General features: G+C 73.8%; 25 protein-coding genes and 1 riboswitch. Of the genes, 13 read left to right on the top strand and 12 right to left on the bottom strand.

Features of this window, described 5'->3' with window-relative positions:
* Nucleotides 1-248: 248 nt before the first annotated feature.
* The 3 genes from IH25_RS0108440 to IH25_RS0108450 are packed head-to-tail and all read left to right on the top strand — an operon-like array spanning nucleotide 249 to nucleotide 5,028.
* Nucleotides 249-1,289: an AAA family ATPase gene (locus tag IH25_RS0108440; RefSeq protein WP_030605514.1), complete on the top strand. Its 1,041-nt coding sequence runs from the start codon at nucleotides 249-251 to the stop codon at nucleotides 1,287-1,289.
* Entirely contained in the window at nucleotides 1,289-2,650 is a 1,362-nt protein-coding gene (locus IH25_RS0108445) for a DUF58 domain-containing protein (RefSeq protein WP_030605518.1), read from the top strand. The genes IH25_RS0108440 and IH25_RS0108445 overlap by 1 nt, the downstream gene beginning before the upstream one ends.
* On the top strand, nucleotides 2,647-5,028 hold the full coding sequence (locus tag IH25_RS0108450) for a transglutaminase TgpA family protein (protein ID WP_030605520.1): 2,382 nt from the start codon (nucleotides 2,647-2,649) through the stop codon (nucleotides 5,026-5,028). Before IH25_RS0108445 ends, IH25_RS0108450 begins: the two co-directional genes overlap by 4 nt.
* 110 nt (nucleotides 5,029-5,138) lie before the next feature.
* On the opposite strand, the gene IH25_RS0108455 is transcribed toward IH25_RS0108450, so the two are convergent.
* The 3 genes from IH25_RS0108455 to IH25_RS0108465 all read right to left on the bottom strand — a co-directional run bounded on the left by IH25_RS0108455 (nucleotide 5,139) and on the right by IH25_RS0108465 (nucleotide 7,428).
* Nucleotides 5,139-5,522: a DUF3040 domain-containing protein gene (locus IH25_RS0108455; protein WP_030605522.1), complete on the bottom strand. Its 384-nt coding sequence runs from the start codon at nucleotides 5,520-5,522 to the stop codon at nucleotides 5,139-5,141.
* A gap of 303 nt (nucleotides 5,523-5,825) precedes the next feature.
* Nucleotides 5,826-6,596 carry a methyltransferase gene (locus IH25_RS0108460; RefSeq protein ID WP_030605524.1) on the bottom strand — a complete coding sequence of 257 codons (771 nt, stop codon included), beginning with the start codon at nucleotides 6,594-6,596 and terminating at the stop codon, nucleotides 5,826-5,828.
* A gap of 244 nt (nucleotides 6,597-6,840) precedes the next feature.
* Nucleotides 6,841-7,428, bottom strand: a complete 588-nt coding sequence (locus IH25_RS0108465; protein WP_030605527.1) for an SAV_6107 family HEPN domain-containing protein — start codon at nucleotides 7,426-7,428, stop codon at nucleotides 6,841-6,843.
* A gap of 153 nt (nucleotides 7,429-7,581) precedes the next feature.
* Here IH25_RS0108465 and IH25_RS0108470 point away from each other — a divergent pair, with 153 nt between their 5' ends.
* The 3 genes from IH25_RS0108470 (at nucleotide 7,582) to IH25_RS0108480 (ending at nucleotide 10,795) form a co-directional block, all read left to right on the top strand.
* Nucleotides 7,582-8,211, top strand: a complete 630-nt coding sequence (locus tag IH25_RS0108470; RefSeq protein WP_030605529.1) for a TetR/AcrR family transcriptional regulator — start codon at nucleotides 7,582-7,584, stop codon at nucleotides 8,209-8,211.
* Between the two features lie 411 nt (nucleotides 8,212-8,622).
* Nucleotides 8,623-9,225, top strand: a complete 603-nt coding sequence (locus IH25_RS0108475; protein WP_030605531.1) for a DUF4126 domain-containing protein — start codon at nucleotides 8,623-8,625, stop codon at nucleotides 9,223-9,225.
* 58 nt (nucleotides 9,226-9,283) lie between these two features.
* Nucleotides 9,284-10,795, top strand: a complete 1,512-nt coding sequence (locus IH25_RS0108480; protein WP_030605533.1) for a phytoene desaturase family protein — start codon at nucleotides 9,284-9,286, stop codon at nucleotides 10,793-10,795.
* A 16-nt stretch (nucleotides 10,796-10,811) separates the two neighbouring features.
* Here the strand turns inward: IH25_RS0108480 and IH25_RS0108485 are convergent, their stop codons facing one another.
* From IH25_RS0108485 to IH25_RS0108510, 6 genes are all read right to left on the bottom strand, one after another.
* Nucleotides 10,812-11,759 carry a membrane protein gene (locus IH25_RS0108485; RefSeq protein WP_030605535.1) on the bottom strand — a complete coding sequence of 316 codons (948 nt, stop codon included), beginning with the start codon at nucleotides 11,757-11,759 and terminating at the stop codon, nucleotides 10,812-10,814.
* A 72-nt stretch (nucleotides 11,760-11,831) separates the two neighbouring features.
* Nucleotides 11,832-12,755: a methylenetetrahydrofolate reductase [NAD(P)H] gene (gene metF / locus IH25_RS0108490; protein ID WP_030605538.1), complete on the bottom strand. Its 924-nt coding sequence runs from the start codon at nucleotides 12,753-12,755 to the stop codon at nucleotides 11,832-11,834.
* Between the two features lie 125 nt (nucleotides 12,756-12,880).
* Complete coding sequence (gene thiE / locus IH25_RS0108495) at nucleotides 12,881-13,528, bottom strand: thiamine phosphate synthase (RefSeq protein WP_030605540.1); 648 nt, start codon at nucleotides 13,526-13,528, stop codon at nucleotides 12,881-12,883.
* 148 nt (nucleotides 13,529-13,676) lie between these two features.
* Nucleotides 13,677-14,042, bottom strand: a complete 366-nt coding sequence (locus tag IH25_RS0108500) for an Rv2175c family DNA-binding protein (protein ID WP_030605544.1) — start codon at nucleotides 14,040-14,042, stop codon at nucleotides 13,677-13,679.
* Between the two features lie 108 nt (nucleotides 14,043-14,150).
* Nucleotides 14,151-15,383 carry an NAD(P)/FAD-dependent oxidoreductase gene (locus tag IH25_RS0108505; RefSeq protein WP_030605545.1) on the bottom strand — a complete coding sequence of 411 codons (1,233 nt, stop codon included), beginning with the start codon at nucleotides 15,381-15,383 and terminating at the stop codon, nucleotides 14,151-14,153.
* Nucleotides 15,384-15,415: 32 nt separating this feature from the next.
* Nucleotides 15,416-15,766: a hypothetical protein gene (locus IH25_RS0108510; RefSeq protein WP_030605548.1), complete on the bottom strand. Its 351-nt coding sequence runs from the start codon at nucleotides 15,764-15,766 to the stop codon at nucleotides 15,416-15,418.
* Nucleotides 15,767-15,819: 53 nt separating this feature from the next.
* Nucleotides 15,820-15,930: riboswitch (TPP riboswitch) on the top strand.
* On the opposite strand from IH25_RS0108510, the gene thiO reads away from it, so the two are divergent.
* The 6 genes from thiO to IH25_RS0108540 all read left to right on the top strand — a co-directional run bounded on the left by thiO (nucleotide 15,928) and on the right by IH25_RS0108540 (nucleotide 21,736).
* Nucleotides 15,928-17,097, top strand: coding sequence for a glycine oxidase ThiO (gene thiO / locus IH25_RS0108515; protein WP_030605550.1), 1,170 nt, complete (start codon nucleotides 15,928-15,930; stop codon nucleotides 17,095-17,097). Its footprint overlaps the riboswitch before it by 3 nt.
* Entirely contained in the window at nucleotides 17,094-17,306 is a 213-nt protein-coding gene (gene thiS, locus IH25_RS0108520) for a sulfur carrier protein ThiS (RefSeq protein WP_030605552.1), read from the top strand. Before thiO ends, thiS begins: the two co-directional genes overlap by 4 nt.
* Before the next feature lie 3 nt (nucleotides 17,307-17,309).
* On the top strand, nucleotides 17,310-18,104 hold the full coding sequence (locus tag IH25_RS0108525) for a thiazole synthase (RefSeq protein ID WP_030605555.1): 795 nt from the start codon (nucleotides 17,310-17,312) through the stop codon (nucleotides 18,102-18,104).
* 109 nt (nucleotides 18,105-18,213) lie between these two features.
* Nucleotides 18,214-20,145, top strand: a complete 1,932-nt coding sequence (gene pknB / locus IH25_RS0108530) for a Stk1 family PASTA domain-containing Ser/Thr kinase (RefSeq protein WP_030605558.1) — start codon at nucleotides 18,214-18,216, stop codon at nucleotides 20,143-20,145.
* 116 nt (nucleotides 20,146-20,261) lie between these two features.
* Nucleotides 20,262-21,140 carry a deoxyribonuclease IV gene (locus tag IH25_RS0108535; RefSeq protein WP_051753825.1) on the top strand — a complete coding sequence of 293 codons (879 nt, stop codon included), beginning with the start codon at nucleotides 20,262-20,264 and terminating at the stop codon, nucleotides 21,138-21,140.
* A 59-nt stretch (nucleotides 21,141-21,199) separates the two neighbouring features.
* Complete coding sequence (locus IH25_RS0108540) at nucleotides 21,200-21,736, top strand: DUF4396 domain-containing protein (RefSeq protein WP_394298420.1); 537 nt, start codon at nucleotides 21,200-21,202, stop codon at nucleotides 21,734-21,736.
* Between the two features lie 37 nt (nucleotides 21,737-21,773).
* Here the strand turns inward: IH25_RS0108540 and IH25_RS0108545 are convergent, their stop codons facing one another.
* Entirely contained in the window at nucleotides 21,774-22,406 is a 633-nt protein-coding gene (locus IH25_RS0108545; protein ID WP_030605564.1) for a sulfite oxidase-like oxidoreductase, read from the bottom strand.
* Between the two features lie 170 nt (nucleotides 22,407-22,576).
* Here IH25_RS0108545 and bfr point away from each other — a divergent pair, with 170 nt between their 5' ends.
* The gene (bfr, locus tag IH25_RS0108550; protein ID WP_030605566.1) at nucleotides 22,577-23,068 is read left to right on the top strand and encodes a bacterioferritin; all 492 of its coding nucleotides are present in this window, start codon (nucleotides 22,577-22,579) and stop codon (nucleotides 23,066-23,068) included.
* Here the strand turns inward: bfr and IH25_RS0108555 are convergent.
* Nucleotides 23,065-23,289 carry a (2Fe-2S)-binding protein gene (locus tag IH25_RS0108555; protein WP_030605570.1) on the bottom strand — a complete coding sequence of 75 codons (225 nt, stop codon included), beginning with the start codon at nucleotides 23,287-23,289 and terminating at the stop codon, nucleotides 23,065-23,067. The two genes, bfr and IH25_RS0108555, sit on opposite strands and share 4 nt — an antisense overlap.
* Nucleotides 23,290-23,440: 151 nt before the next feature.
* Nucleotides 23,441-24,793 (bottom strand): class II 3-deoxy-7-phosphoheptulonate synthase, encoded by a 1,353-nt coding sequence (locus IH25_RS0108560; protein ID WP_030605572.1) that lies wholly within the window; start codon nucleotides 24,791-24,793, stop codon nucleotides 23,441-23,443.
* Between the last annotated feature and the right edge of the window lie 70 nt (nucleotides 24,794-24,863).

Below are 24,863 nucleotides of genomic sequence, written 5' to 3' on the forward strand. Positions count from 1 at the left end.
CGGCCGGCCGCCCCGGGACGCGTCCCGCCCTCCGCGCCGATCACGTCGAGAACGCGGTCATACAAGTCGTATGACCGGCATCGCCGGGGGCAGTTGTCCACAGGCGGTGACACGAATCGGTAACGGCAGCGAGAATGCGGGAGTGGGACACCATGCGGAACCTTTTCCGCGTGGTGTCCGTGTTTCGGGGTGGGCCGGTCGCGCAGTGACAGCGTCGGCCCGGCAAAGTACGGGCCGAGGAGGGCCGGGTGACGACCTATGACGATCGAGCGAGCCTCACAGATGTGACCGCCGCGGTGGAACGGGTGCGCGGTTCGGTGGAGGGCGTGATCGAGGGCAAGCCCGAGGTCGTACGGCTCGCGCTGACCGTGCTGCTCGCCGAGGGGCATCTGCTGATCGAGGACGTCCCCGGAGTGGGCAAGACGATGCTCGCCAAGGCGCTGGCGCGGTCCATCGACTGCTCGGTGCGGCGCATCCAGTTCACTCCGGACCTGCTGCCCTCGGACATCACGGGCGTGTCGATCTGGGACCAGCAGCGCCGGGACTTCGAGTTCAAGCCGGGCGCCATCTTCGCGCAGATAGTGATCGGCGACGAGATCAACCGCGCCTCGCCCAAGACCCAGTCCGCGTTGCTGGAGTCCATGGAGGAGCGGCAGGTCACCATCGACGGGCAGACGTACGAACTGCCCAGCCCCTTCATGGTGGTGGCCACCCAGAACCCGGTGGAGATGGAGGGCACCTATCCGCTGCCCGAGGCCCAGCGCGACCGCTTCATGGCCCGCGTCTCCGTCGGCTACCCGAGCGTGGAGTCCGAGCTGCGGATGCTCGACGTGCACGGCGGGGTCAGCCCCCTGGAGGACCTCCAGCCGGTGGCGCACGCGCACGAGATCGTGAAGCTGGTCGAGGCGGTGCGCGGCGTGCACGTGGCCGAGCCGGTCCGGCGGTACGCGGTCGAACTGGTCGCCGCCACCCGCACCCACCCCGACCTCAGACTCGGCGCCTCCCCGCGCGCGACGCTGCACCTGCTGCGCGCGGCCAAGGCCACCGCGGCCCTGGCCGGCCGGGAGTACGCGCTGCCGGACGACGTGCAGGCCCTCGCCGTCGCCGTCCTCGCCCACCGTCTGCTGCCCACCGCGCAGGCCCAGCTCAACCGCCGCACGGCCGAACAGGTCGTGCTGGAGATCCTCCAGCGCACCCCGGTGCCCGCGGCCCCCGGCCGGCCGGGCGGACTCGGTGATCTCGGCCGGACCGTCCCGGCCTATCCGCAGCAGCCTCCGCGGAGTCTGTGATGAGCCCCGGGGGGACCGGGCCGGCCGAGCCCGGTCGCGGGCAGGCGGGCGGGGTCCGCACGGCCCTGTCGGGTCTGACCACCCGCGGCCGTTCCTTCCTCGCGGCCGGGATCGCCGCCGCGGTCTGCGCGTTCGTGCTGGGCCACAGCGATCTGCTGCGGGTCGGCCTGCTGCTCGCCGTGCTGCCCCTGATCTGCGCCACCGTGCTGTACCGCACCCGCCACCGGGTGGCCGCGAGCCGCCTGCTCGCCCCCGCGCGGGTGCCGGCCGGCGCCGAGGCCCGGGTGCACCTGCGCATGGACAACGTCTCCCGGCTGCCCACCGGCCTGCTGATGCTCCAGGACCGGGTGCCCTACGTCCTCGGGCCGCGCCCCCGGTTCGTGCTGGACCGGATGGAGCCGGGCGGCCACCGCGAGGTGTCCTACCGGGTCCGCTCCGATCTGCGCGGCCGCTATCCGCTGGGCCCGCTCCAGCTGCGGCTGACGGACCCCTTCGGGATGTGCGAACTGACCCGCTCCTTCGCGACGCAGGACATGCTGACGGTCATCCCGCGCGTGACCCCGCTGCCCCCGGTCCGCTTCGCCGGCGAGGCCAAGGGGTACGGCGACGGACGGCAGCGCTCGCCGGCCCTCGCGGGCGAGGACGACGTCATCCCGCGCGGCTACCGCTACGGCGACGACCTGCGCCGGGTGCACTGGCGCTCCACCGCGCGCTACGGCGAGCTGATGGTGCGCCGCGAGGAGCAGCCCCGGCGCTCCCGGTGCACCGTGCTGCTGGACACCCGCGGCGGTGCCTACGAGGGCGCGGGCCCGGACTCGGCCTTCGAGTGGGCCGTCTCCGCCACCGCCTCGGTGCTGGCGCACATGCTGGAGCGCGGCTTCTCGGTGCGGCTGCTGACCGACGGCGGCAGCACGGTGCCCGGCGAGGGCGGCGACGGCTTCGCGGGCACCGGCCAGGAGACGGCGGAGACGGCCGGGCTGCTGCTGGACACCCTCGCGGTGATCGACTACTCCGACGGCACCGGCCTGTCCCGCGCCTACGACGTGCTGCGCGCCGGGAACGAGGGGCTGCTGGTCGCCTTCCTCGGCGACCTGGACGAGGAGCAGGCCGGCACGGTCGCCAAGATGAGCCGGCGCAGCGGCGGCGCCGTCGCCTTCGTGCTGGACCCCGACGTCTGGACGCGGGAGGCGACCGACGTGCCCCGGGCCGGCGACCGGCACGAGGAGCGGCTGCGGGTGCTGCGCGAGGCGGGCTGGACGGTGCTGAGCGTGCCGCGCGGCGCCTCGGTGGAGGACCTGTGGCGGCAGGCGGACCGGGAGCGCTCGGGCCTGGCGTCGCTGAGCGGGGAGGCTCGGGGATGAGCGGACGGGCACGACTGGCGCTGTGTGCGGCGGCGGCCACGCTGATGGCCTCCTGCGCGCTGCTGCCGCTGGTCTCCACGCCGACCTGGCTGCTGCAGCTGGTGCCGCTGGTGGCCGTGCAGACGGGGGTGGGCGCGGCGGCCCGGCGGATCCCGCTGGGCCGGACGCTGACGCTGGTGGCCCAGCTCCTGGTCACCGTGGTGCTGCTGACCCTGGTGTGCGCCCGGCAGCACGCGATCGCCGGGCTGATCCCGGGCCCGGACACCGTCCGGTACTTCGCCGAGCTGCTGCGCCAGGGCACGGACGACATCAGCCGGTACGCGATACCGGCGCCGGTCACCGACGGCATCCGGCTGATGCTGATCGGCGGTGTGCTGCTGGTCGGGCTGCTGGTGGACACGCTCGCGGTGACCTTCCGCAGCGCGGCCCCGGCCGGGCTGCCGCTGCTCGCGCTGTACTCGGTGGCCGCGGGGCTGTCCGACGGCGGCGCCGACTGGCTGTGGTTCCTGGTGGCGGCGGCCGGTTATCTGATGCTGCTGCTCGCCGAGGGCCGGGACCGGCTCGCCCAGTGGGGCCGGGTCTTCGGCGGCGCGCCCCGGCTGCCGGGCGCCCCGGCGGCGGGGCCCCTGGCGCCGGTGCGCACCGGCCGCCGGATCGGCGCGGCCGCACTCGGCGTGGCCCTGGTCCTGCCGCTGGCGCTGCCCTCGCTGCCCGGCGGCCTGCTGGAGAGCGCCCGCACGGGCATGGGCGTGGGCGGCGGCGGGGGCCGGGTCTCGGCGGTCGACCCGCTGGTGGCGCTGCACGACAACCTGAACAGCGAGGACGCCCGCCAGGTGCTGTCCCTGCGGACCAGCACCAACGATCTCTCCGACCTGTATCTGCGGATCGTCTCGCTGGACGAGTTCGACGGCACGACCTGGACGTCGGCCCGGCGCGATTACGTCGGCGTGCCGGACCGGCTGCCCCTGCCGGCCGGTCTGGACGAGGACGTCCGGCGGGACACGATCCGGACGACGATCACCGCGGCGGACACCTACGCCCAGGAGTCGCTGCCGATGCCCTATCCGCCGAGCCGGGTGCGGGTCAGCGGCCGGTGGCGGTACGAGCCGGTCGGGATGACCCTGACCGGCGATCACGGCCAGACCACGCGGGGCGAGCGCTACGAGGTCACCAGCCTGGACGTGGAGCCGACCGCGGAGCAGCTGGCCGCCGCGCCGCCACCGCCGGCCGCCCTGTGGGACCAGTACACGAAGGTGCCGTCCTCGCTGCCGAAGGTGGTGGCCCGCACCGCCAAGGAGATCACCGCGGGTTCGGACAGCCACTACGAGGAGGCCGTCAAGCTCCAGGACTACTTCGCCGTCACGGGGGGCTTCCAGTACGACACCCAGGTGGAGGTCGGCCAGGGTCCGCGCGCCATCGCGAACTTCCTGGAGCAGAAGGAGGGCTTCTGCGTCCACTTCTCCTTCGCGATGGCGGCGATGGCCCGCACACTCGGCATCCCGGCCCGGGTCGCGGTGGGCTTCGCGCCGGGCAGTCCGCAGTCCGACGGCACGGTCGTGGTGAACCAGCGGGACGCGCACGCCTGGCCCGAGCTGTACTTCGAGGGCGTGGGCTGGACCCGTTTCGAGCCCACGCCGACCCGGGGCACCACGCCGTCGTACACCCAGTCGGACACTCCCGGCAGCTCGCTGCCGGACGAGGCGCTGCCGTCCCGGCGCGCGTCCTCGGCGCCCTCGGCGGCGGCCTCGCCGAGCGAGAGCTGCGCCGCGGGGCCGCGCCGGCTCAAGCCCTGCGACAGCCCGTCCACGGCGGTGGCCTCGCACCACGACCACGACGGCACCGACCGGTGGGTGTGGCCGCTGATCGGGGTGGGCGCGCTGCTGGTCCTGGTGGTGCCGCTGACGCCCCTGCTGTGGCGGCGGCGCAGGCGCGCGCTGCGGCTGGGCGGGCACGACCGGACCCCGCAGGGCGCGGCGGCGCACACCCTGGCCGCCTGGCAGGAGCTGACGGACAGCGCCTGGGACCACGGCATTGCCCCGGACGAGTCGCTGACCCCGCGCAAGGCCGCCGACCGGATCGTGCGGCTCGGGCGGCTGGATCCGGCGGCCGGGGCCGCGGTGCACCGGGTGGCGGACGCGGTGGAACAGGTGCTGTACGCGCCCCGGCCGCGTCCGGCGGCGGGCACGGCGCGGGACGTGCGCGAGGCGATCGAGGGCCTGCGCTCCGTGGGGGGCGCCGGGATCCGGCTGCGGGCGCTGTTCCTGCCCCGTTCGTCGGTGCGGGTGTGGTGGGCGGTGTCGGCCCGCTGGTCGGCGCTGCGGGCCCGGGCCGCGGCGGCCCGGCCGGCCCTGCGCCGGCCCTCCCGGCAGCACGGCTGAGGGACGCCTCCGAGGAACACGGCTGAGGAGCACGGCTGAGGAGCACGGCTGAGGAGCACGGCTGAGGGGCGGCCACCTTCCGGTGGCCGCCCCTCACGTGTGTCCGGCGGTCAGCGTCCCTGTTCGTCCCGGCGGCGCTGCCAGCGCTCCTCGATGCGGTCCATCATGGAGCGTCTGGGCCGCACCTGCCCACGGGCGATGCCCGGTGGCCGCTCGCCCGGCTTGGGGGCCTTGCGCCAGCCGGTGACGGCCAGCACGGCGCAGCCCAGCATGACGAGGAAACCCACCACGCTGACCCAGATGAGCTGCATGACCATTCCGGTCATGAGGAGCGCGATACCGACGAGAAAGCCCGCGACCGCCTGGTAGACCCGCCGACGGGTGTACGTCCGCAGCCCGTTTCCCTCAAGCGCCGACGCGAACTTGGGATCTTCGGCGTACAGCGCTCGCTCCATCTGCTCGAGCATGCGCTGCTCGTGCTCCGAGAGCGGCACGGAGTCCTCCTCATCGTGCAGTCGCCGGGGCGACCCGGGGGGTCCCTTCAGGATAGGCAGGGAATCGCCCCCGTGAAACCCGCCCCTCTACGCCAATTGGCCAACCGGATTCCGTCATGGCCGTCCGGCTCGCTGAGGCTTGCATTCCCCGGCGGCCGTCTCGTCATGCCGAGCGGTGTACCTCGATCATACGGCGCAAACCGCTCGATCGGGGGGCCTGTGGCGTACTCCATCCGCGGCCGAGGCGCTGATCAGCGCCTGTTCCCGATGGTGCACTCAGGGCACACCGGGCCCCCATGGCGCTCAGCCCCCGGCGGTGGCGGACGTCTCGCCGAGCACGTGGAGCTGGGTGGCGACGGAGTGGAACGCGGGCAGTTCGGCCGCCGCGGCCTCCAGCCTGAGCAGCGCGTCCACGGCACCGGGCTCGGTGTCCACCAGGACGCCGGGCACCAGGTCGGCGAAGACCCGCACGCCGTGCACCGCGCCGACCCGCAGGCCGGCGCCCTCGACCAGCGCGGTGAGCTGCTCGGCGGTGAACCGGCGGGGCATCGGGTCGCCGCTGCCCCAGCGGCCGTCGGGGTCCTGGAGCGCCTGGTGGGCCTCGGTGAAGTGGCCGGCGAGGGCGCGGGCGAGCACGGCGCCGCCGAGACCGGCGGCGAGCAGGCTGAGGACACCCTCGGGGCGCAGCGCGGCGACCGCGTTGCGGACGCCCTCGGCCGGGTCGTCCACGTACTCCAGGACGCCGTGGCACAGGACGGCGTCGTAGCCGCCGGGCTCGACCACGTCGAACAGGCCGTGCGCGTCGCCCTGTACGCCCCGGACCCGGTCGGCGACACCGGCCTCGGCGGCGCGGCGCTCCAGGGCGAACAGGGCGTTGGGACTGGGGTCGACCACGGTGACGCGGTGGCCGAGGCGGGCGACGGGCACGGCGAAGTTCCCGCTGCCGCCCCCGGTGTCGAGGACGTCCAGCGAGTCCCGGCCCGTGGCCTTGACCCGGCGGTCGAGAGCGTCCTGCAGGACGTCCCAGACCACGGCGGTACGCAGGGAGGCGCGGGGGCGCGACGGGTCCGACACGGCAGTTGACTCCTCGGCGGGGCTGAAGGACTTCAGGCGACTCCACCCTATTGCCTCCGGCGCCGCAGCAGGTCATCGCGTCGGCGCCGCCCCCGTGCGTGGCGCCCGGGTCCGCCTCGGTACGCCGGACCGGCGGGCGGTCGGCGCGTCGTGGCCGGCGCACGGCCCCTGTTCTCCCGGCCACCGGCGCCGGCGGACCGGCCGGTGCCGTGCCGGCGGGGTGTCCGGAGCTTGCGGTGCGTGGTCAGCCCGCGTCCGGGAGCGGGCCGTGCGGGTGCGGGGCGTCGGGGGCCGAGGCGTCCGGCGCTTGCGGGGCGTCGGTGTCCCGGCGGGGCTGGGGCAGGACCGGCTGGAGGGCGAGCATCCGCTCCACGAGGCGCAGGAACATCGCCACGTCGCGTATCAGGTCGTCGGCGTCCCGGCGGCCGGCCGCGCCCCGGATGCCCGCCTCGGCGCGGGCGCGGCGCGCGGCGCCGGAGGCGAACAGCGCGCTCCACTCGGTCAGCTCCGGGGCTATCTCCGGCAGCACCTCCCAGGCGCTGCGGATGCGGGCCCGGCGGCGCGCGGAGGTCTCGGGCCGGCCGCGCGCGGCGAGCACGGCGGCGGCGGTGCGCAGGGCGGCGAGGTGGGCCGTGGCGTAACGCTCGTTCGGTGTCTCGAGCAACGCGGCCTCCTCCAGTCCGGCGCGGGCCTTGGCGAGCAGGTCGAGCGCGGCGGGCGGGGCCGTGGCCCGGCGGAGCACGGGGTGTACGTCGCTCGCGGGGCCGGTCAGTGAGGGGGCAGGGCCGGTGGCGCGGCGCCGGCGGGCGGCGGCTGCGGACGAGTGGGCCATGACGAACCTCCTGTCGTCTGGGTGACGGCACGCATGCCGTATGTGCCCATCGTGAGGTATGCCACTGACAATCCGTTCTGAGCTGGGCTTTCACCAGGGCCTCGGGGACGGGCGCGGCCATCGGGACCGGGGCCACCTGTGAGAATCGGGGCCATGGAAAGCACCAGCGCCAGGGCCGGCGGGAGCACGCGCCGCGAGGCCACCCGGCAGAAGCTGTACGAGGCTGCCGTCACGCTCATCGCCGAGCAGGGCTTCTCCGCGACCACGGTGGACGAGATCGCCGAGCGGGCCGGGGTCGCCAAGGGCACCGTCTACTACAACTTCGCCAGCAAGTCCGTCCTCTTCGAGGAGCTGCTGCGGCACGGCGTCGGCCTGCTCACCGCGTCCCTGAAGGAGGCGGCCGAGGGCACGGCACGCGCCGGGGGCGGCAAGGTGGACGCGCTGGACGCGATGATCCGCGCGGGCCTGGTCTTCATCGACCGCTACCCGGCCTTCACCCAGCTGTACGTCGCCGAGCTGTGGCGCACCAACCGGGCCTGGCAGTCCACCTTGATGGTGGTGCGGCAGGAGGCCGTGGCGGTGGTGGAGGGGGTGCTGCGCGAGGGCGTGGCGGCCGGCGAGTTCAGCGACGAGATCGACGTGCAGCTGACGGCGGCGGCGCTGGTCGGCATGGTGCTGGTGGCCGCGCTCGACTGGAAGTCCTTCCAGCCGGAGCGCTCCCTGGACGACGTCCACGCGGCCCTGTCCCGGCTTCTCCAGGGGCGGGTCAGCGGCCGGATCTGAGGCGGTCGGCCGCGAGGGGATCCGCGAAGGTCCGCAGACCCGGGTACACAAGGCAGGCGCCGGTCCGTTTCCGGTCCGGCGCCTGCCCGTTTCCCCCGTGATCCCCCGTACTTCCTCCCGTACTCCCCCGTACGGGTTCCCCCTGTGCGGACCCCCGTGGCGGTCGTCCCCCGAGGCCCCCCGTCTCGCTTCCGCCGACGGATCGACGGAAGGAGCGGCCGGTGACCGGGTGCCGTTCCGCCGCCCCGTGCCGGCGGTGCGGGCCGGTCCCCCTGCCGTGGCTCCACTCTCCCGTCCAGGCGGCCGGGGCCCCATCCGCGCGGGTACTCATCTGGCGGTCTGAGTACCTGTACTCAGCCCTCCGCGCGCGTGCCCAGGCCGACCGCCCGCGGGGTGGCTACGATCGCCTCCGTGTCCGTTCTTCCCCTGGTGTTCACCAGTGGCTGGGCCAGCGGTGTCAACGCCTACGCGGTGGTGCTGCTGCTCGGCCTGTTCGGCGTGACGGGGATCGGCGACGACGTGCCGGGGACCTTGCAGCGCCCGGAGGTGCTGATCGTCGCGGGCGTGCTGTTCCTGTGCGAGGCCGTCGCCGACAAGATCCCGTACGTGGACTCGCTGTGGGACTCCGTGCACACGGTGGTCCGTCCGCTCGCCGGCGCCTGGGTGGGCGCGCTGCTCGCCGGGCAGAGCGGCTCGCTGTCGGATGTCGCGGCCGGGCTGCTCGGCGGTTCCACGGCGCTGGCCAGCCATGCCGTCAAGGCCGGGACGCGGATGGCGGTCAACGCCTCGCCCGAGCCGTTCAGCAACATCGTGCTGAGCGTGGCCGAGGACCTCGGGGCCGGGGGCGTGCTCGCGTTCGCAATGTTCCATCCCGTGGCGGCGGCGGTCGTCGCGGGCGTCCTGCTGGCCGGCGGGCTGCTGGCGCTGGTGTTCCTGTTCTCGCGCATCCGGCGCTTCCTGCGCCGCCGGGCCCGTCGGCGCGAGGCGCGGCGGCCCGCCGCACGACCCCGCTGACCTGCGCCGGGGCCGCCCGGCGACCGGATTGTCAGTGGCGGTAGATAAAGTCGCGGTCATGGCACGGATTGCGGTGATCGGCGCCGGGATGGGCGCGATGGCGGCCGCCGCCCGGCTGGCCGTCGCGGGCCACCGGGTGGTGGTGTACGAACGTACGGAGACGTACGGCGGCGCGGTGCGCCGGTTCGAGCGGGACGGCTTCGGCTTCGACACGGGCCCGGGACTGCTCACGCTGCCCGCGGTGTACCGCGATCTGTTCGTCAAGACCGGCAAGGCACCGCTGGAGGACCGCGTCGAGCTGGTCCAGGTCGACCCGTCGTCGCGGCACGTCTTCGCGGACGGCGGCGAGGTGTCGCTGCCCAACGCCACGCGCGCGGGGGTCGTGGCGGCGCTGGACGAGGCGCTGGGCGCGGGCGCGGGCGAGCGCTGGGGTGACTTCCTGGTGCGGGCCCGGGAGGCCTGGGACCGTACCCGCCGGCCGCTGCTGGAGGAGCCGCTGTGGCCGAACTGGCAGGTGCTGGCCGAGAAGGAGCCGTATCCGGCGGTGCCGCACAAGCGGCTGCTGCGCACGCGGCGGGCCGCGACCCTGGCCGAGATCGGCGCCTGGGAGCTGCGGGACGAGCGCCTGGCGGCCCTCCTGAACAGTCACGCGCTCGCCCACGGCCTGGATCCCCGGACCGCTCCGGCAAGCGCGGCGGTGCTGCCGTACATGGAGCACGCCTTCGGCACCTGGTATGTGCGCGGGGGCATCCGGGAGCTGGCGCGCGCGGTGTACGAACGGTGCCTGGAGCGGCGGGTGGAGTTCGTCTTCGGCGCCGAGGTCACCCGGATCGTGGAGAAGGACGGCCGGGCGGCGGGAGTGGAGCCGGCCGGGGGCCCGGTCGCGGAGGCGGACCATGTCGTGGCGGACGTCCATCCGGCGCGGCTGCGGGCGCTGACGGAGTATCCGCTGGACGGCGAGGAGGAGGTGCGGGCCGACCCGGGGGCCGCGGCGTCCGCCCGGTTCACCGTGCTGCTCGCCCTGCGCGGCGCCCCGGAGCCCGGTGCCGCGCACCGCACGGTCGTGCATCCGGCGGACCCGGAGCGGGAGTGGGACTTCCTGGCCGCGCCGGGCGGTGCCGAGCCGCCCATGCCGACGGTGACGGTGCTGCGCCCCGACGACCCCGCGCTGCGGCCCGACGACGGGCACGAGTCGGCGGTGCTGTCCGCCGTGGTGCCCGCGCGGGCCGCCTGGGACGACGAGCGCACGGTCGCCCGGTACACGGACCTGCTCCTTCAGGCCGCCGGGCGGGCGATACCGGGGCTGCGCGAGCGGCTGCTGTGGCATGAGGTGCGGGCGCCGGGTGCCGCCGAGGAGGAGACGGGCGCCCGCGCGGGGGCCGTGCCCGCGCCCGCGCTGGCGGCCGGCCGGGGCCGCTTCCTGCACCCGGCGAACAGCACCCGGCTGCCGGGGCTGTACCGGGTCGGCGGCTGGTCCCACCCGGGCGGCGGCCTGCCGCACGCCGGGATGTCGGGTGCGCTGGTGGCCGGGCTGATCGTGGAGGGCCCGCGGTTCCGCGGCTCGCAGTGAGCGCGGGCCGGGCGGCTCAGAAGCGGTACTGCTCGTCGTACCCGGCGCCGCCCGGCTGCCGCGGGTACGGCTGCTCCTGCGGGAGTTCGCCGCCGTGGCCGCCGTGGCTGTCGTCGGTGCGCTGCTGCGGCACCCACACCCCGCCCGGCGGGGTCTCGGGGTAACCGGCGGGGGCGTAGGGGTCCTGGGGGTAGCCCGGCTGCTGTCCGTACTGCTCGGCGGGGCCCTGGTCGTAGGCGGCGTAGGGCCGGCTGCCGATGTAGGGGTCCGAGTAGTTGGCGTACTCCTGCCGGCCGCCGGAGGGGTCGTAGCCGTAGTCCTGGGTGCCGTAGCCGGAGTAGCCGTAGGCGGGGGCCTGCGGGTCGGGGGCCGGGTAGCCCGGGGCGCCGTAGGGGTCGTAGCCGCCGGGGTCCCCGGGGGCGGGCTGCGGGGCGTGGGCGGTGGTCCCGTCGGCGGCCGGTTCGGCCGGGCGGGGCGCGGCGGGCGTGAAGACGTCGTCGCGGTCGTCGTCGAAGTCGCCGGATGTCGGCGCGGGACCGTAGCTCACCTGGTCGGGGGTGTAGCCCTCCAGGTCGGTGAGGTACGTGTCCTGGCCGCTCCCGGGGAACGTGGGGGCGGTCTCGGGGACGGCGAGGGCGGTGTCCTGCGGGGCCTTGCGGTCCGCGCGCCCCCGGCGCCGCTTGCTGCCGCCGCCACCGGCCTGGGGGCCGGGCCGCCGGACCGCCCAGCCGGAGGCGAAGCCGCGGCGGAACGACAGCGTGACGCACGTCTGGCCGACCGCGAAGGCGATCGCGCCGAGCGCGATGACGATCACGGAGGGCAACAGCACACCGATCACGACGCCGACGAAACCGGCGAAGGCCAGCAGCCGCCAGCGCAGCCGCGCCTTGTATTGCAGCAGCACCTCGCCCAGCAACCACAGCGCGACGCCGCCGAACGCGATGTAGAGGACCGTCCAGCCCATGTACGCCCCTCTCCCAATGACCGCTACTGCCAGTGACCGCTACGCAGTGTGTCCTATCGCGGTGCGGCCGGTCTAGGCCCGCGGGGGGTGGTGCAGGCCCAGGTTCTCGTAGATCTCCAGGGTCGCCGTGGAGTTGTTCAGCGTGATGAAGTGCAGTCCGGGCACTCCCTCGGCCAGCAGCCGGGCGCAGAACTCCGTGGCGAACTCGATACCGATGGAGCGTACCGCCGCCGGATCGTCCTTCGCCGCCAGGATCCGCTCTTTGAGGGCGTCCGGGAAGCTGGCGTTGCTGAGCTTCGGCAACCGTTCCAGCATCTTCACGCTCGTGACCGGCAGGATCTCCGGGATCACCGGGGTGTCACAGCCCGCGGCCACCACGCGGTCGCGCAGCCGCAGATACGACTCGGGCTGGAAGAACATCTGTGTGATGGCGTAGTCGGCGCCCGCACGGCACTTGTCCACGAAGTGCGCGACGTCGGTGTCCCAGTCCACGGAGCGCGGGTGCATCTCGGGGAACGCGGCGACGCCCACGCAGAAGTCGCCCGACTCCTTGATGAGCCGGACGAGTTCGGCGGCGTAGGTCAGGCCCCGGGGGTGCGGGACCCAGTCGCCCATGGGGTCGCCGGGCGGGTCGCCGCGCACGGCGAGCATGTTGCGGATCCCGGCGTCGGCGTACTGGCCGATGATGTTGCGCAGTTCGGCGATGGAGTGGTCGACCGCGGTGAGGTGGGCGACCGGGGTCAGCGTCGTGTCGGCGACGATCTGCTGGGTCTCCTTGACCGTGCCCGCGCGGGTGGAGCCGCCGGCGCCATAGGTCACGGAGACGAAGTCGGGGGCGACCGCCTCGACCCGCCGGAGCGCGCTCCACAAGTTCCGCTCGCCCTTGGGAGTCTTCGGCGCGGAGAACTCGAACGAGTACGTCGTCTTGCCGCTGGCGAGCATATCGCGCACGGTGCGTGCGCGATCAGTCCTGGTGGACGGGGTTCCGAGGGCCATACGGGCAGGTTAGCCAGGGGCGGACGGTCCCCCAACCACGCCTCGGAAATTTGCCCGAATTGTCGGGCCGTTGTCCACCCCTTGGACAATTTGCGGAGACGACGGGCCGGCCGGCGGGGTGCCGGCTAGACCTGCCGCAGCCGCTTGGCGAACTCCGCCGCCGCCGCGCCGGGGTCGTCCGCCTCGGTGATCGCGCGCACCACGACCACCCGGCGGGCCCCCGCGTCCAGCACCTCGTCCAGGTTGCCCAGATCGATGCCGCCGATGGCGAACCAGGGGCGGTCGGTGCCGAGGGCCGCGGTGTGGCGGACCAGGCCGAGGCCGGGGGCGTGGCGGCCGGGCTTGGTGGGGGTGGGCCAGCAGGGGCCGGTGCAGAAGTAGTCCACGCCGGCCTGGACGGCCGCGGCGGCGGCCTCCTCCTCGGCGTGCGTGGAGCGGCCGATCAGCACCTCGTCGCCGAGGATCGCGCGGGCGGCGGGCACCGGCAGGTCGCCCTGGCCGAGGTGCAGCACACCGGCGCGGGCGGCGTGGGCGACGTCGGCCCGGTCGTTGACCGCGAGCAGCTTGCCGTGCCGGGCGCAGGCGTCGGCGAAGACCTCGAGGTGCTCGAGTTCCTCGGCGGCCTCCATGCCCTTGTCGCGCAGCTGCACGATGTCGACGCCGCCGGCCAGCACCGCGTCGAGGAACTCGGGCAGGTCGCCCTGGCGCTTGCGGGCGTCCGTGCAGAGGTACAGGCGGGCGCCGGCGAGCGCGGCGCGGGCGGTGTCGGACATGCGTGGGTCCCCCCGTGGTCGGTGTCCCTGGTGGTGACGGCGGTGGTGTGCCGGCGCGGCTCCCGGCGGCGGGTGTGCGGGCGGACGGCCCGCACACCCTCTCGTACCGCGGGTCGGCTCGGACGCGAGCCTCGTACCGCGGGTCGGCTCAGACGGCGAGCGCCTGGGCGCGGCGCTTCACCTCCGTGCCGCGGTTCTCGCGCAGGGCCTGCGCGGGGGTGCCGGGCAGGGTGTCGTCGGGGGTGAAGAGCCACTCGATCATCTCTTCGACCGTGAAGTGGTCGTCCCGCAGCAGCGTCAGGGTCCCGGACAGGCCCTTGACCACCTTGTCCCCGTCGATGAAGGCGGCGGGCACGTGCAGCGCCCTGTTCTCCCCCCGGCGTACGGCGATGAGCTGGCCCTCCTTGACCAGCTGCCGGACGCGCGTCACCTCGACGCCGAGCATCTCGGCGATGTCGGGAAGGGTGAGCCAGTCGGGGACGAGAGCATCGATCTTTGCGTCAATCTCGGTCACGGCACCTAGGGTAGGCGCTCCGCCGGTCCCGCCGCGATGTGTCGTCGGCCGTCCGCGGGTGCGTTGTGGCTGGTGGGGCCCCCGGACCCGGGCGCCCCGGGGGCGCGGTCAGGCCGCCGTGGCGCTCTTCAGCGGCCGGGCGGGGTCCGCCAGGGCCTCGGCGTCCATGGTCCGGCCCGCCTCGATCAGACGGCGGCCCTGGGCCAGGTCGCGGGGGCGGCCGACGGCCAGCAGGGCCACCAGGCGGTCCTCGCACAGCCAGCACACCGTCCAGGAGGGGCCCGCCGGGTCGCCGCGCCACACGATGCGGTCGCCGGCCGCGTGGTGGCCGGCGTACTGCACGAACCGGCCGAACTGCTCCGACCAGAAGTAGGGCACCGGGTCGTAGACCGCCGGGGCCTCGCCGAGGATGTCCGCGGCGACCGTGCGCGGGCCCTGCAGGGCGTTGTCCCAGTGGTGGACGAGGAGCCGTTCGCCGTAGCGGGCCGAGGGGAAGGACGCGCAGTCGCCGACGGCGTACACGTCCGGTACCGAGGTGCGCAGCCGGTCGTCGGCGAGGACCTCGCCGTGCGCGCCCAGCTCGACGCCGGAGCCGGCCAGCCAGGCGGTGGCGGGGCGGGCGCCGATGCCGACGACGACGGCGCCCGCGGGCAGCCGGGTGCCGTCGGCGAGCAGTACCGCGCCGGGCTCGACGCGGTCCACGCGCGCGTGGGTGCGCAGCGTGACGCCCGCGTCGGCGTACCAGCCGGCCATCGGGGCGGCGACCTCGGCGGGCAGGGCCCCGGCCAGCGGCCGGCCGGCGGCCTCCACGACGGTGACCGCGCAGCCGGCCTCGCGGGCGGCGGTGGCGAACTCGGCGCCGATCCAGCCGGCGCCGACCACCACGATGTCGTGCTGCCGGGCGAGGACGGGGCGCAGCCGGGCGGCGTCGTCCAGGGTGCGCAGCAGATGCGTGCCGGGCACGCCCTCGGCGCCGGGCAGGGTGACCGGTTCGGCGCCGGTGGCCAGGACGAGGACGTCGTAGGGCACGACGCCGTGCTCGGTGTCCAGCTCGCGCGCGTCGGGCCTGAGGCCGTGCACCTCGCAGCCGAGCCGCAGTTCGACGCCGAGGGACTCGAAGTCCACGTCGAAGGCGGAGCCCTCGGCCGTGCCCAGCAGCACCGCCTTGGACAGCGGCGGCCGGTCGTACGGCTGGTGCGGTTCGGCGCCGATGACGGTCACCGGGCCCTTGAAGCCCTGTTCCCGCAGGGCGACCGCGGTCTGTACCCCGGCCATGCCCGCGCCGACGACGACCACGCGCCGTCGCTGTGCCGTGCCCTCGTGCGGTGTCTGCTCGCTCACGCGATCACCATAGACACATGACGGAACGTCAGTCAGCGCGTGTGCTCGGTGACCTGCTCCACAACACTGGTGCCGGAGCCCGGCGCGGACTCCCACTCCCAGGTCTCCGCCAGCCGCAGCCGCCCGTCCGCGAGCTCCTCGACGGTGGACACGCAGTGCCCCGAGGCGGTCGTCCCGTCGGTCCTCAGCTGCACGTACCGGAAGTCCAGCCGGTCCCCCTCGCGGGTGCCGACCAGATGGCCGCGTACCACGTCGCCGCCCGCGTACTCGGCCCACACCGCGCCGCCTTGCTCGTGGTAGGCGAACCGGGTGCGGGTGCCCACCTGCCCCGGGGCCTGGTCCGACACGGGGGCGAAGAAGAGTCCGTCGAGCGAACGGGCCATGGAACGGGGCTCCCTTACGGGTGAGGAGGGCGGCGGGCTAGGGTGGCCACCGTACAAGCACTCGCGGGAGCCCGGACGACCGGGCTGAGAGGGAGGCTCGCGGCCTCCGACCGTACGAACCTGATCCGGGTCATGCCGGCGAAGGGAGGGGCTCACCGTCCATGTCCTCACGTACGTCCGACGTCCTCGTCATCGGGGGCGGAATCATCGGCCTGGTCACGGCCTGGCGCGCGGCGCAGCGCGGGCTCGCCACGGCCGTCGTGGACCCCGCGCCCGGCGGCGGGGCCGCGCAGGTGGCGGCCGGGATGCTGGCCGCGGTCACCGAGCTGCACTACGGCGAGGAGACCCTGCTCGGCCTGAACCTGGCGTCCGCCCGCCGTTATCCGGATTTCGCGGCCGAGCTGACCGGGCTGACCGGTCACGACCTCGGCTACCGCCGCTGCGGCACCCTCGCCGTCGCGCTGGACTCCGACGACCGCGCCCACCTGCGCGAACTGCACGCCCTCCAGCAGCGCCACGGCCTGGAGTCGGAGTGGCTGTCCGGGCGGGAGTGCCGGCGCCTGGAGCCGATGCTGGCGCCGGGGGTGCGCGGCGGGCTGCGGGTCGACGGCGACCACCAGATCGATCCGCGCCGGCTGGCGGCGGCCCTGGTCGTCGCCTGCGAGCGGTCCGGTGTGGTGTTCCACCGCGTCCAAGCCGAGCGCCTGGACGTGGCCGGGGACCGGGCCGTCGGCGTCACCACGGCCGACGGCACCGGGCTGCGCGCGGAGCGCGTGGTGCTCGCCGCGGGCAGCCTGAGCGGGCGCCTCGCGGGCGTGCCGCCGAACGTGCTGCCCCCGGTGCGGCCGGTCAAGGGGCAGGTGCTGCGGCTGACCGTGCCGCCCCGGTACGCGCCGTTCCTGAGCCGGACCGTACGGGCCGTGGTGCGCGGCGGCCCGCTGTACCTGGTGCCCCGGGAGAACGGGGAACTGGTCGTCGGCGCCACCAGCGAGGAGCTGGGCTGGGACACCACGGTCACCGCCGGGGGCGTGTACGAGCTGCTGCGCGACGCCCACGAGCTGGTGCCCGGCATCACCGAGCTGCCGCTCACCGAGACCCGGGCCGGACTGCGCCCCGGCTCCCCCGACAACGCGCCGCTGCTCGGCCCGTCCGCCCTGGCCGGGCTGCTGCTGGCGACCGGGCACTACCGCAACGGGGTGCTGCTGACACCGGTCACCGGGGACGTGCTGGCGCACGCGCTGGTCACCGGTGAGCTTCCCGAAGAGGCACGTCCGTTCACTCCCCGGCGCTTCGGTGCCGCCCGCACGGAACAGCTGGAGCAGCCCGTATGAGCATCTCCGTCACCATCTCCGTCAACGGCGAACCCCGCCGGGTCGCCCCGGGCACCGCGCTGGACGCGCTGGTGCGCACCCTCACCGCGGCGCCGCGCGGGGTGGCCGCCGCCGTCAACGAGACCGTCGTCCCGCGCGCGCAGTGGGCGACGACCGCGCTCGCCGAGGGCGACCGCGTCGAAGTCCTCACCGCCGTACAGGGAGGCTGAGCCATGGCCGACGATCCTCTGGTCCTCGGAGACCTCACCTTCTCCTCCCGGCTGATCATGGGCACGGGCGGGGCGCCCAGCCTGGAGGTACTGGAGCGGGCGCTGACCGCCTCCGGCACGGAGCTGACGACGGTGGCGATGCGCCGGGTGGACCCCTCGGTGCACGGCTCGGTGCTGTCGGTGCTGGAGAAGCTCGGCATCCGGGTGCTGCCGAACACGGCGGGCTGCTACACCGCGGGCGAGGCCGTGCTGACCGCCCGGCTGGCCCGGGAGGCGCTGGGCACGGACCTGGTCAAGCTGGAGGTCATCGCCGACGAGCGGACGCTGCTGCCGGACCCGGTGGAGACGCTGGAGGCGGCGGAGACGCTGGTCGACGAGGGGTTCACGGTCCTGCCGTACTGCAACGACGACCCGGTGCTGGCGCGCCGCCTGGAGGAGGCCGGGTGCGCCGCCGTCATGCCGCTGGGCTCACCGATCGGGTCGGGGCTCGGGATCCGCAACCCGCACAACTTCCAGCTGATCGTGGAGCAGGCGCGCGTGCCGGTGATCCTGGACGCGGGGGCCGGTACGGCGTCCGACGCGGCGCTGGCGATGGAGCTGGGGTGCGCGGGGGTGATGCTGGCCTCCGCGGTGACGCGGGCGCAGGACCCGGAGCGGATGGCGTCCGCCATGAGGCTCGCGGTGGAGGGCGGCCGGCTGGCCCGGCTGGCGGGGCGGATCCCGCGCAGGTACCTCGCCGAGGCGTCGTCCCCGGCCCAGGGACTGGCCCGGCTGGATCCCGAGCGGCCGGCGTTCTAGGTCCCGGGGCCCGGCTCGCGCGTGCGTCGCGTCACAGGTCGGCTTCAGTACCGGTGCCGTGCCCGGCGGGCGGCGGGCCCGCCGGGTGTGTCCTCGTAGACTCGCCTGCGTGGATACGACCCTTCAGGACCCCCTCGTCGGGCAGGTGCTCGACGGCCGGTACCGCGTCGACGCGCGGATCGCGGCGGGCGGGATGGCCACGGTCTACCGGGCCCTGGACACCCGTCTGGACCGCGTGCTCGCGTTGAAGGTGATGCACCCGGCGCTCGCCGCCGACGGGTCCTTCGTCGAGCGGTTCATCCGGGAGGCCAAGTCGGTCGCCCGGCTCGACCACCCCAACGTGGTGCAGGTCTTCGACCAGGGCACCGACGGGTCGTACGTCTATCTGGCGATGGAGTACATCGCGGGCTGCACCCTGCGGGACGTGCTGCGCGAGCGCGGGGCCGTGCAGCCGCGGGCCGCGCTGGACATCCTGGAGCCGGTGCTCGCCGCACTGGGCGCCGCGCACCGGGCCGGGTTCGTGCACCGGGACATGAAGCCCGAGAACGTGCTGATCGGCGACGACGGCCGGGTCAAGGTGGCCGACTTCGGGCTGGTGCGCTCGGTGGACACGGTGACCAGCACGACGGGCGCCGTGCTCGGCACCGTCTCCTACCTCGCGCCCGAGCAGATCGAGAACGGCACCACGGACCCGCGCGTCGACGTGTACGCGTGCGGGGTGGTGCTGTACGAGATGCTGACGGGCGCCAAGCCGTACGCCGGGGAATCCCCGGCCCAGGTGCTCTACCAGCACCTGCACGCCGACGTGCCGCCGCCCTCGGCGCTGGTGCCGGGGCTGGCGGGCGCGCTGGACGAGCTGGTGGCGTCGGCCACCGCGCGCGCCCCCGAGGACCGGCCCGAGGACGCGGTGGCGCTGCTCGCCGAGGCGCGCCGGGCCCGGCTGACGCTGACCGAGGAGCAGCTGGACGCGCTGCCGCCGCAGGCGCTGACCGCCGAGCACGACAGCGCCGAGGACCGGACGAGCGTGATCCCGCGCGCGCTGACCGTACCCCGGCCCCGGCCGGTCGGCGAGGACGCCCTCGACGAGTCCGCCGTCGACCGCACCGCCCGGCTCCAGACGCCGCCCGTGCCGCCGCGCCGGCGCCCGGTCCGGCCTCCGCGCTCGGTGCTGGCGCTGGTCGTGGCCGTGCTGGTGGTGCTCGGGGTGGGCGCCGGGGTCTGGTACATCAACTCCGGCCAGTTCACCAAGGTGCCGCCGCTGCTGGCGAAGACCGAGGCGCAGGCGCGGGACCGGCTGGAGTCGGCCGGGCTGGACGTCGGCCGGGTCGAGCGGGCCTACAGCGACACGGTCGAACGGGGCACGGTGATCGGCTCCGACCCGGCGCCCGGGGCGCGGATACGGGACCACGGCAAGGTCACGCTGACCGTGTCGCTGGGCCCGGAGACGGTGAACGTGCCGAACGTGGAGGGGCAGACCCTGGCGAAGGCGCGGGCGCGGCTGAAGGCGGACGGCCTGGAGCCGGGCATGGTCACCCGCGAGTTCAGCGAGGACGTGCCGCGGGGCTCGGTGATCCGTACGGCGCCGGACGCGGGCACGAAGCGGCACGCGGGCTCGGCGATCGCGCTGACCGTCAGCAAGGGCAGCCCCGTCGACGTGCCGGACGTCACCGGCGAGGACCTGGACAGCGCCCGGGACGAGCTGACCGAGGCCGGGCTGAAGGTGAAGGTGTCCGCCGAGCGGATCCACTCCTCCGACTACGACAAGGGGACCGTCGCCGCGCAGAGCCCGGACGAGGGAGGCGAGGCCGAGGAGGGCGACACGGTGACGCTGACGCTGTCCGAGGGTCCGGAGATGGTCGAGGTCCCGGACGTGGTCGGCGACAGCGTGGACGACGCCCACGAGGCGCTGGAGGCGGAGGGCTTCGAGGTGGAGGAGGACCGCGGGCTGCTCGGGCTGTTCGGCGACACCGTCAAGAAGCAGTCGGTGGAGGGCGGCGACGAGGCGCCCAAGGGCTCCACGATCAAGATCACCATCCGGTGACCGGTCCCACCGCCGGACACCACCCTTGACCGGTCCCACCGCCGGGCACCACCCGGTGACCGGTCTCACCGCCGGGCCCGGTCCGGGTGCGGGGGCGGACGTGACACCCTGAACGGGTGAGTCCCGTTCAGTCCCCCCTCCCCCGCAACCCCGTCGGCAGCCATGTCCCGGTGGCCGGCGGTCTGCACTCCGTCGGGCTGTCCTACGCCCGCGATCTGAAGGCGGAGACCGTCCAGGTCTTCGTCGCCAACCCGCGCGGCTGGGCCACGCCCGCCGGGAACCCGCGGCAGGACGAGGCGTTCCGCGCGGCCTGCGCCGAGGAGTCGATCCCGGCGTATGTGCACGCCCCCTACCTGATCAACTTCGGCTCGCACACCGAGGCGACGGTGGAGCGGTCGGTGGAGTCGCTGCGGCACTCGCTGCGGCGCGGGCGGGAGATCGGCGCGCTGGGTGTGGTGGTGCACACCGGGAGCGCGACCGGCGGCCGGGCCCGGGAGACGGCGCTGAAGCAGGTGCGCGAGCACCTGCTGCCGCTGCTGGACGAGCTGACCCATGACGACGACCCGTTCCTGCTGCTGGAGTCGACGGCCGGGCAGGGTGCCTCGCTGTGCTCGCGGACCTGGGACCTCGGGCCGTACTTCGAGGCGCTGGACGCCCACCCGAAGCTGGGCGTGTGCCTGGACACCTGCCATGTCTTCGCCGCCGGGCACGACCTGACCGGGCCGAGCGGCATGCACCAGACGCTGGACCTGCTGGTGGAGACCGTCGGCCCGGGCCGGCTGAAGCTGATCCACGCCAACGACTCCCAGGACGTGGTGGGCGCCCACAAGGACCGGCACGCGAACATCGGCGCCGGCCACATCGGCGAGGAACCCTTCCGGGCCCTCATGACCCACCCCGCGACCGAGGGCGTGCCGCTGGTGATCGAGACGCCCGGCGGCAAGGAGGGGCACGCGGCGGACGTGGAGCGGCTGAAAAAACTTCGCGACGCCTGACTGGGAATACCCCTGGGGGGTATATGGTTCCTGCTCGGTGCGGGAACCACTATCTGACCATGGGGGCAGTCATGCGGCACGAAGCGCACACGGGACACGGACACCACCACACCCACCAGCACGCGGACCACGGGCACCAGGAGCACCACCACACCCCTGCCGCCAGTTGGTCCATGGCCGCCCAGGCCACCCTGCACTGCCTGACCGGCTGCGCCATCGGCGAGGTGCTGGGCATGATCCTCGGTACCGCGTTCGGCTGGGGCAACCTGCCGACCATGCTGCTCGCGATCGCGCTGGCCTTCTTCTTCGGCTACTCGCTCACCCTGCGCGGGGTGCTGCGGGCCGGCGTCGACTTCCGTACGGCCTTCCGGGTGGCGCTGGCGGCGGACACCCTGTCCATCGCGGTGATGGAGCTGATCGACAACGGCGTGATCCTGATCTGGCCGTCGGCGATGGACGCCATGCTGAGCGACGCGCTGTTCTGGATCTCGCTCGCCGTCTCGCTGGTGATCGCCTTCCTGGTGACCACCCCGGTCAACAAGTGGACGATCGGCCGGGGCAAGGGCCACGCGGTGGTGCACCAGTACCACCACTGAGCCCAGACCCCGCACTGCCGAAAAAAGGACGCGGGAGTCAGAGCTCGGGGCCGTCCCCGGGCTCCTCCTGGTAGGAGTAGCGCTGTTCCTTCCAGGGGTCGCCGATGTTGTGGTAGCCGCGTTCCTCCCAGAAGCCGCGGCGGTCGGCGGTCATGTACTCCACACCCCGGACCCACTTCGGGCCCTTCCAGGCGTACAGGTGGGGCACGATCAGGCGGACCGGGAAGCCGTGCTCGGCGGTGAGCAGCTCGCCGTCCTTGTGGGTGGCGAAGAGGGTCCGCTCGGAGCAGAAGTCCGACAGGCGCAGATTCGAGCTGAAGCCGTACTCCGCCCAGACCATCACATGGGTGACGTCCGGGGCCGGCGGCGCGAGGTCCAGCACGGCGCTCGCCGGGACGCCGCCCCACTCCGCGCCGAGCATGCTGTACTTCGTCACGCAGTGCAGATCGGCCACCACCGTGGTGTACGGCAGGGCCGTGAACTCCTCGTGGGTCCAGGTGCGCTTGCCGCCGTCGGCGGTGGCGCCGAAGACCCGGAACTCCCAGCGCTCGGGCCGGAACTTCGGCACGGGTCCGTAGTGCGTGACCGGCCAGCCCCGCTGGAGCCGCTGACCCGGCGGAAGCTCGGCTCCTGCCGCCGCCCCAGACTCGCGCTCCTCCGGATGACCCATGTATCCATCCTGACAGACCCCGGGCAATGCCCCTGACCACCCACCCCTGAATGGGACAATTACCTACAACTCGGTGCGTACTTACTAAGCGCGTACTTACTGGACGATCTTCCCCGCCGGTGCAATCATGCGGCGCTAGCGGCCGGTCCACCTGGAAGGAGTCCACAGCCATGCAAGGCGACCCCGAGGTCATCGAACTGCTGAACGAACAGCTGACCGCCGAGCTGACCGCGATCAACCAGTACTTCCTGCACGCCAAGCTCCAGGACCACAAGGGATGGACCAAGCTCGCCCGGTACACCCGGGCGGAGTCCTTCGACGAGATGCGGCACGCCGAGGTTCTCACCGACCGCATCCTGCTCCTGGACGGCCTGCCCAACTACCAGCGGCTGTTCCATGTGCGGGTCGGGCAGACGGTGACCGAGATGTTCCAGGCGGACCGGCAGATCGAGGTCGAGGCCATCGACCGGCTGCGCCGGGGCGTACAGGTCATGCGGGAGAAGGACGACATCACGTCGGCGAACGTCTTCGAGGCGATCCTGGCCGACGAGGAACACCACATCGACTATCTGGACACCCAGCTGGAGCTGATCGACAAGCTGGGCGAGGCGCTCTATCTGTCGACCGTGATCGAGCAGAGCCAGCCGGACTCCTCCGGCTAGGCCGCGTCGTCCAGTCGCAGCAGGGCCGGGGCCCGCTGGTCGATCAGTTCCCGGCGCGGGCAGGCGCCGCGGCCGAGCAGGGCCTGGATGCGCCGGACACAGCCGCCGCAGTCGGTGCCGGCCTTGCAGGCGGAGGCGATCTGGCGCGGGGTGCAGGCGCCGTTCTCCGCGTGCTGCTTCACCTGGTCCTCGGTGATGCCGAAGCAACTGCAGACGTACACGCGGGTTCACCTCCCCGAGGGGTTCGCTGGTCCATGCCCTCCCCGTTCCGGTGAGGCAAACCTAACCTTACCCACGCCGGGGCACCCGCGAAAGCGACCGGGGCGCGGATCCGGTGTGATCCGCGCCCCAGGGTGGCTCATCGGCCGCCGGTCACTGGTCCCGGTACATCTCGGCCACGAGGAACGCCAGGTCCAGCGACTGGCTGCGGTTCAGCCGGGGGTCGCAGGCCGTCTCGTAGCGCTGGTGCAGGTCGTCCACGAAGATCTCGTCGCCGCCGCCCACGCACTCGGTGACGTCGTCGCCGGTCAGCTCCACGTGGATGCCGCCCGGGTGGGTGCCGAGCGCCTTGTGGACCTCGAAGAAGCCCTTGACCTCGTCGAGCACGTCGTCGAAGCGGCGGGTCTTGTGCCCGGAGGCCGCCTCGAAGGTGTTGCCGTGCATCGGGTCGGTCACCCAGGCCACCGTCGCCCCGGACGCCGTGACCTTCTCGACCAGCTCGGGGAGCTTGTCGCGGATCTTGTCGGCGCCCATCCGGACGATGAAGGTCAGCCGGCCCGGCTCGCGCTCGGGGTCGAGGCGCTCGATGTACCGCAGCGCCTCCTCGGCCGTGGTGGTCGGGCCGAGCTTGATGCCGATCGGGTTGCGGATCCGCGAGGCGAACTCGATGTGCGCGTGGTCCAGCTGCCGGGTGCGCTCACCGATCCACACCATGTGCGCCGAGACGTCGTACAGCTGCCCGGTGCGCGAGTCGACCCGGGTGAGGGCGGTCTCGTAGTCCAGCAGCAGCGCCTCGTGCGAGGAGTAGAACTCGACGGTCTTGAACTCCTCCGGGTCCGCCCCGCAGGCGTGCATGAAGTTCAGCGCGTTGTCGATCTCCCGCGCGAGCTGCTCGTAGCGCTGCCCGGACGGCGAGGTGCGCACGAAGTCCTGGTTCCAGGCGTGCACCTGGCGCAGGTCGGCGTAACCGCCGGTGGTGAAGGCGCGCACCAGGTTCAGCGTGGACGCCGACGCGTGGTACATGCGCTTCAGCCGCTCCGGGTCCGGGATGCGGCTGGCCTCGGTGAAGTCGAAGCCGTTGACGGAGTCGCCCCGGTACACCGGCAGCGTCACGCCGTCGCGGGTCTCGGTCGGCTTGGAGCGCGGCTTGGAGTACTGCCCCGCGATGCGGCCGACCTTCACCACGGGCACGGAGGCCGCGTAGGTCAGGACGGCACCCATCTGGAGCAGCGTCTTCAGCTTGTTGCGGATCTGGTCGGCGGACACGCCGTCGAAGGCCTCCGCGCAGTCGCCGCCCTGGAGGAGGAACGCCTCTCCCTTGGCGACGGCCGCCATCCGGGCGCGCAGCTGGTCGCACTCGCCCGCGAAGACGAGCGGCGGATACGACTCGAGGTCCGCGATCACTGCGCGCAGAGCCTCGGGGTCGGGGTACTCGGGCTGCTGCGCCGCGGGCAGGTCTCGCCAGGTGTTGCCAGCGCTCTGGCTGGTCTTAGCGTTCACGGTCACCCCGTAAACATTACGGGGTCGCGCCAAGCAATTTTCGCCCTGGCTCGAAGGGTGAGACGGGCGGTCCACC

The sequence above is a fragment of the Streptomyces achromogenes subsp. achromogenes genome (assembly GCF_000720835.1).
In the GTDB taxonomy this organism is placed as follows: Bacteria; Actinomycetota; Actinomycetes; order Streptomycetales; family Streptomycetaceae; genus Streptomyces; species Streptomyces achromogenes.

Excerpts from the sequence above, each read along its gene's own strand:
- IH25_RS0108545 (WP_030605564.1), bottom strand. The coding sequence starts at position 22,406 with ATGGGTCATCCGGAGGAGCGCGAGTCTGGGGCGGCGGCAGGAGCCGAG.
- IH25_RS0108510 (WP_030605548.1), bottom strand. The coding sequence starts at position 15,766 with ATGGCCCGTTCGCTCGACGGACTCTTCTTCGCCCCCGTGTCGGACCAG.
- IH25_RS0108445 (WP_030605518.1), top strand. The coding sequence starts at position 1,289 with ATGAGCCCCGGGGGGACCGGGCCGGCCGAGCCCGGTCGCGGGCAGGCG.
- thiE (WP_030605540.1), bottom strand. The coding sequence starts at position 13,528 with ATGTCCGACACCGCCCGCGCCGCGCTCGCCGGCGCCCGCCTGTACCTC.
- IH25_RS0108450 (WP_030605520.1), top strand. The coding sequence starts at position 2,647 with ATGAGCGGACGGGCACGACTGGCGCTGTGTGCGGCGGCGGCCACGCTG.
- IH25_RS0108485 (WP_030605535.1), bottom strand. The coding sequence starts at position 11,759 with ATGGGCTGGACGGTCCTCTACATCGCGTTCGGCGGCGTCGCGCTGTGG.
- IH25_RS0108470 (WP_030605529.1), top strand. The coding sequence starts at position 7,582 with ATGGAAAGCACCAGCGCCAGGGCCGGCGGGAGCACGCGCCGCGAGGCC.
- IH25_RS0108540 (WP_394298420.1), top strand. The coding sequence starts at position 21,200 with ATGGGGGCAGTCATGCGGCACGAAGCGCACACGGGACACGGACACCAC.
- IH25_RS0108465 (WP_030605527.1), bottom strand. The coding sequence starts at position 7,428 with ATGGCCCACTCGTCCGCAGCCGCCGCCCGCCGGCGCCGCGCCACCGGC.
- thiO (WP_030605550.1), top strand. The coding sequence starts at position 15,928 with ATGTCCTCACGTACGTCCGACGTCCTCGTCATCGGGGGCGGAATCATC.
- IH25_RS0108480 (WP_030605533.1), top strand. The coding sequence starts at position 9,284 with ATGGCACGGATTGCGGTGATCGGCGCCGGGATGGGCGCGATGGCGGCC.
- IH25_RS0108525 (WP_030605555.1), top strand. The coding sequence starts at position 17,310 with ATGGCCGACGATCCTCTGGTCCTCGGAGACCTCACCTTCTCCTCCCGG.
- bfr (WP_030605566.1), top strand. The coding sequence starts at position 22,577 with ATGCAAGGCGACCCCGAGGTCATCGAACTGCTGAACGAACAGCTGACC.
- thiS (WP_030605552.1), top strand. The coding sequence starts at position 17,094 with ATGAGCATCTCCGTCACCATCTCCGTCAACGGCGAACCCCGCCGGGTC.
- metF (WP_030605538.1), bottom strand. The coding sequence starts at position 12,755 with ATGGCCCTCGGAACCCCGTCCACCAGGACTGATCGCGCACGCACCGTG.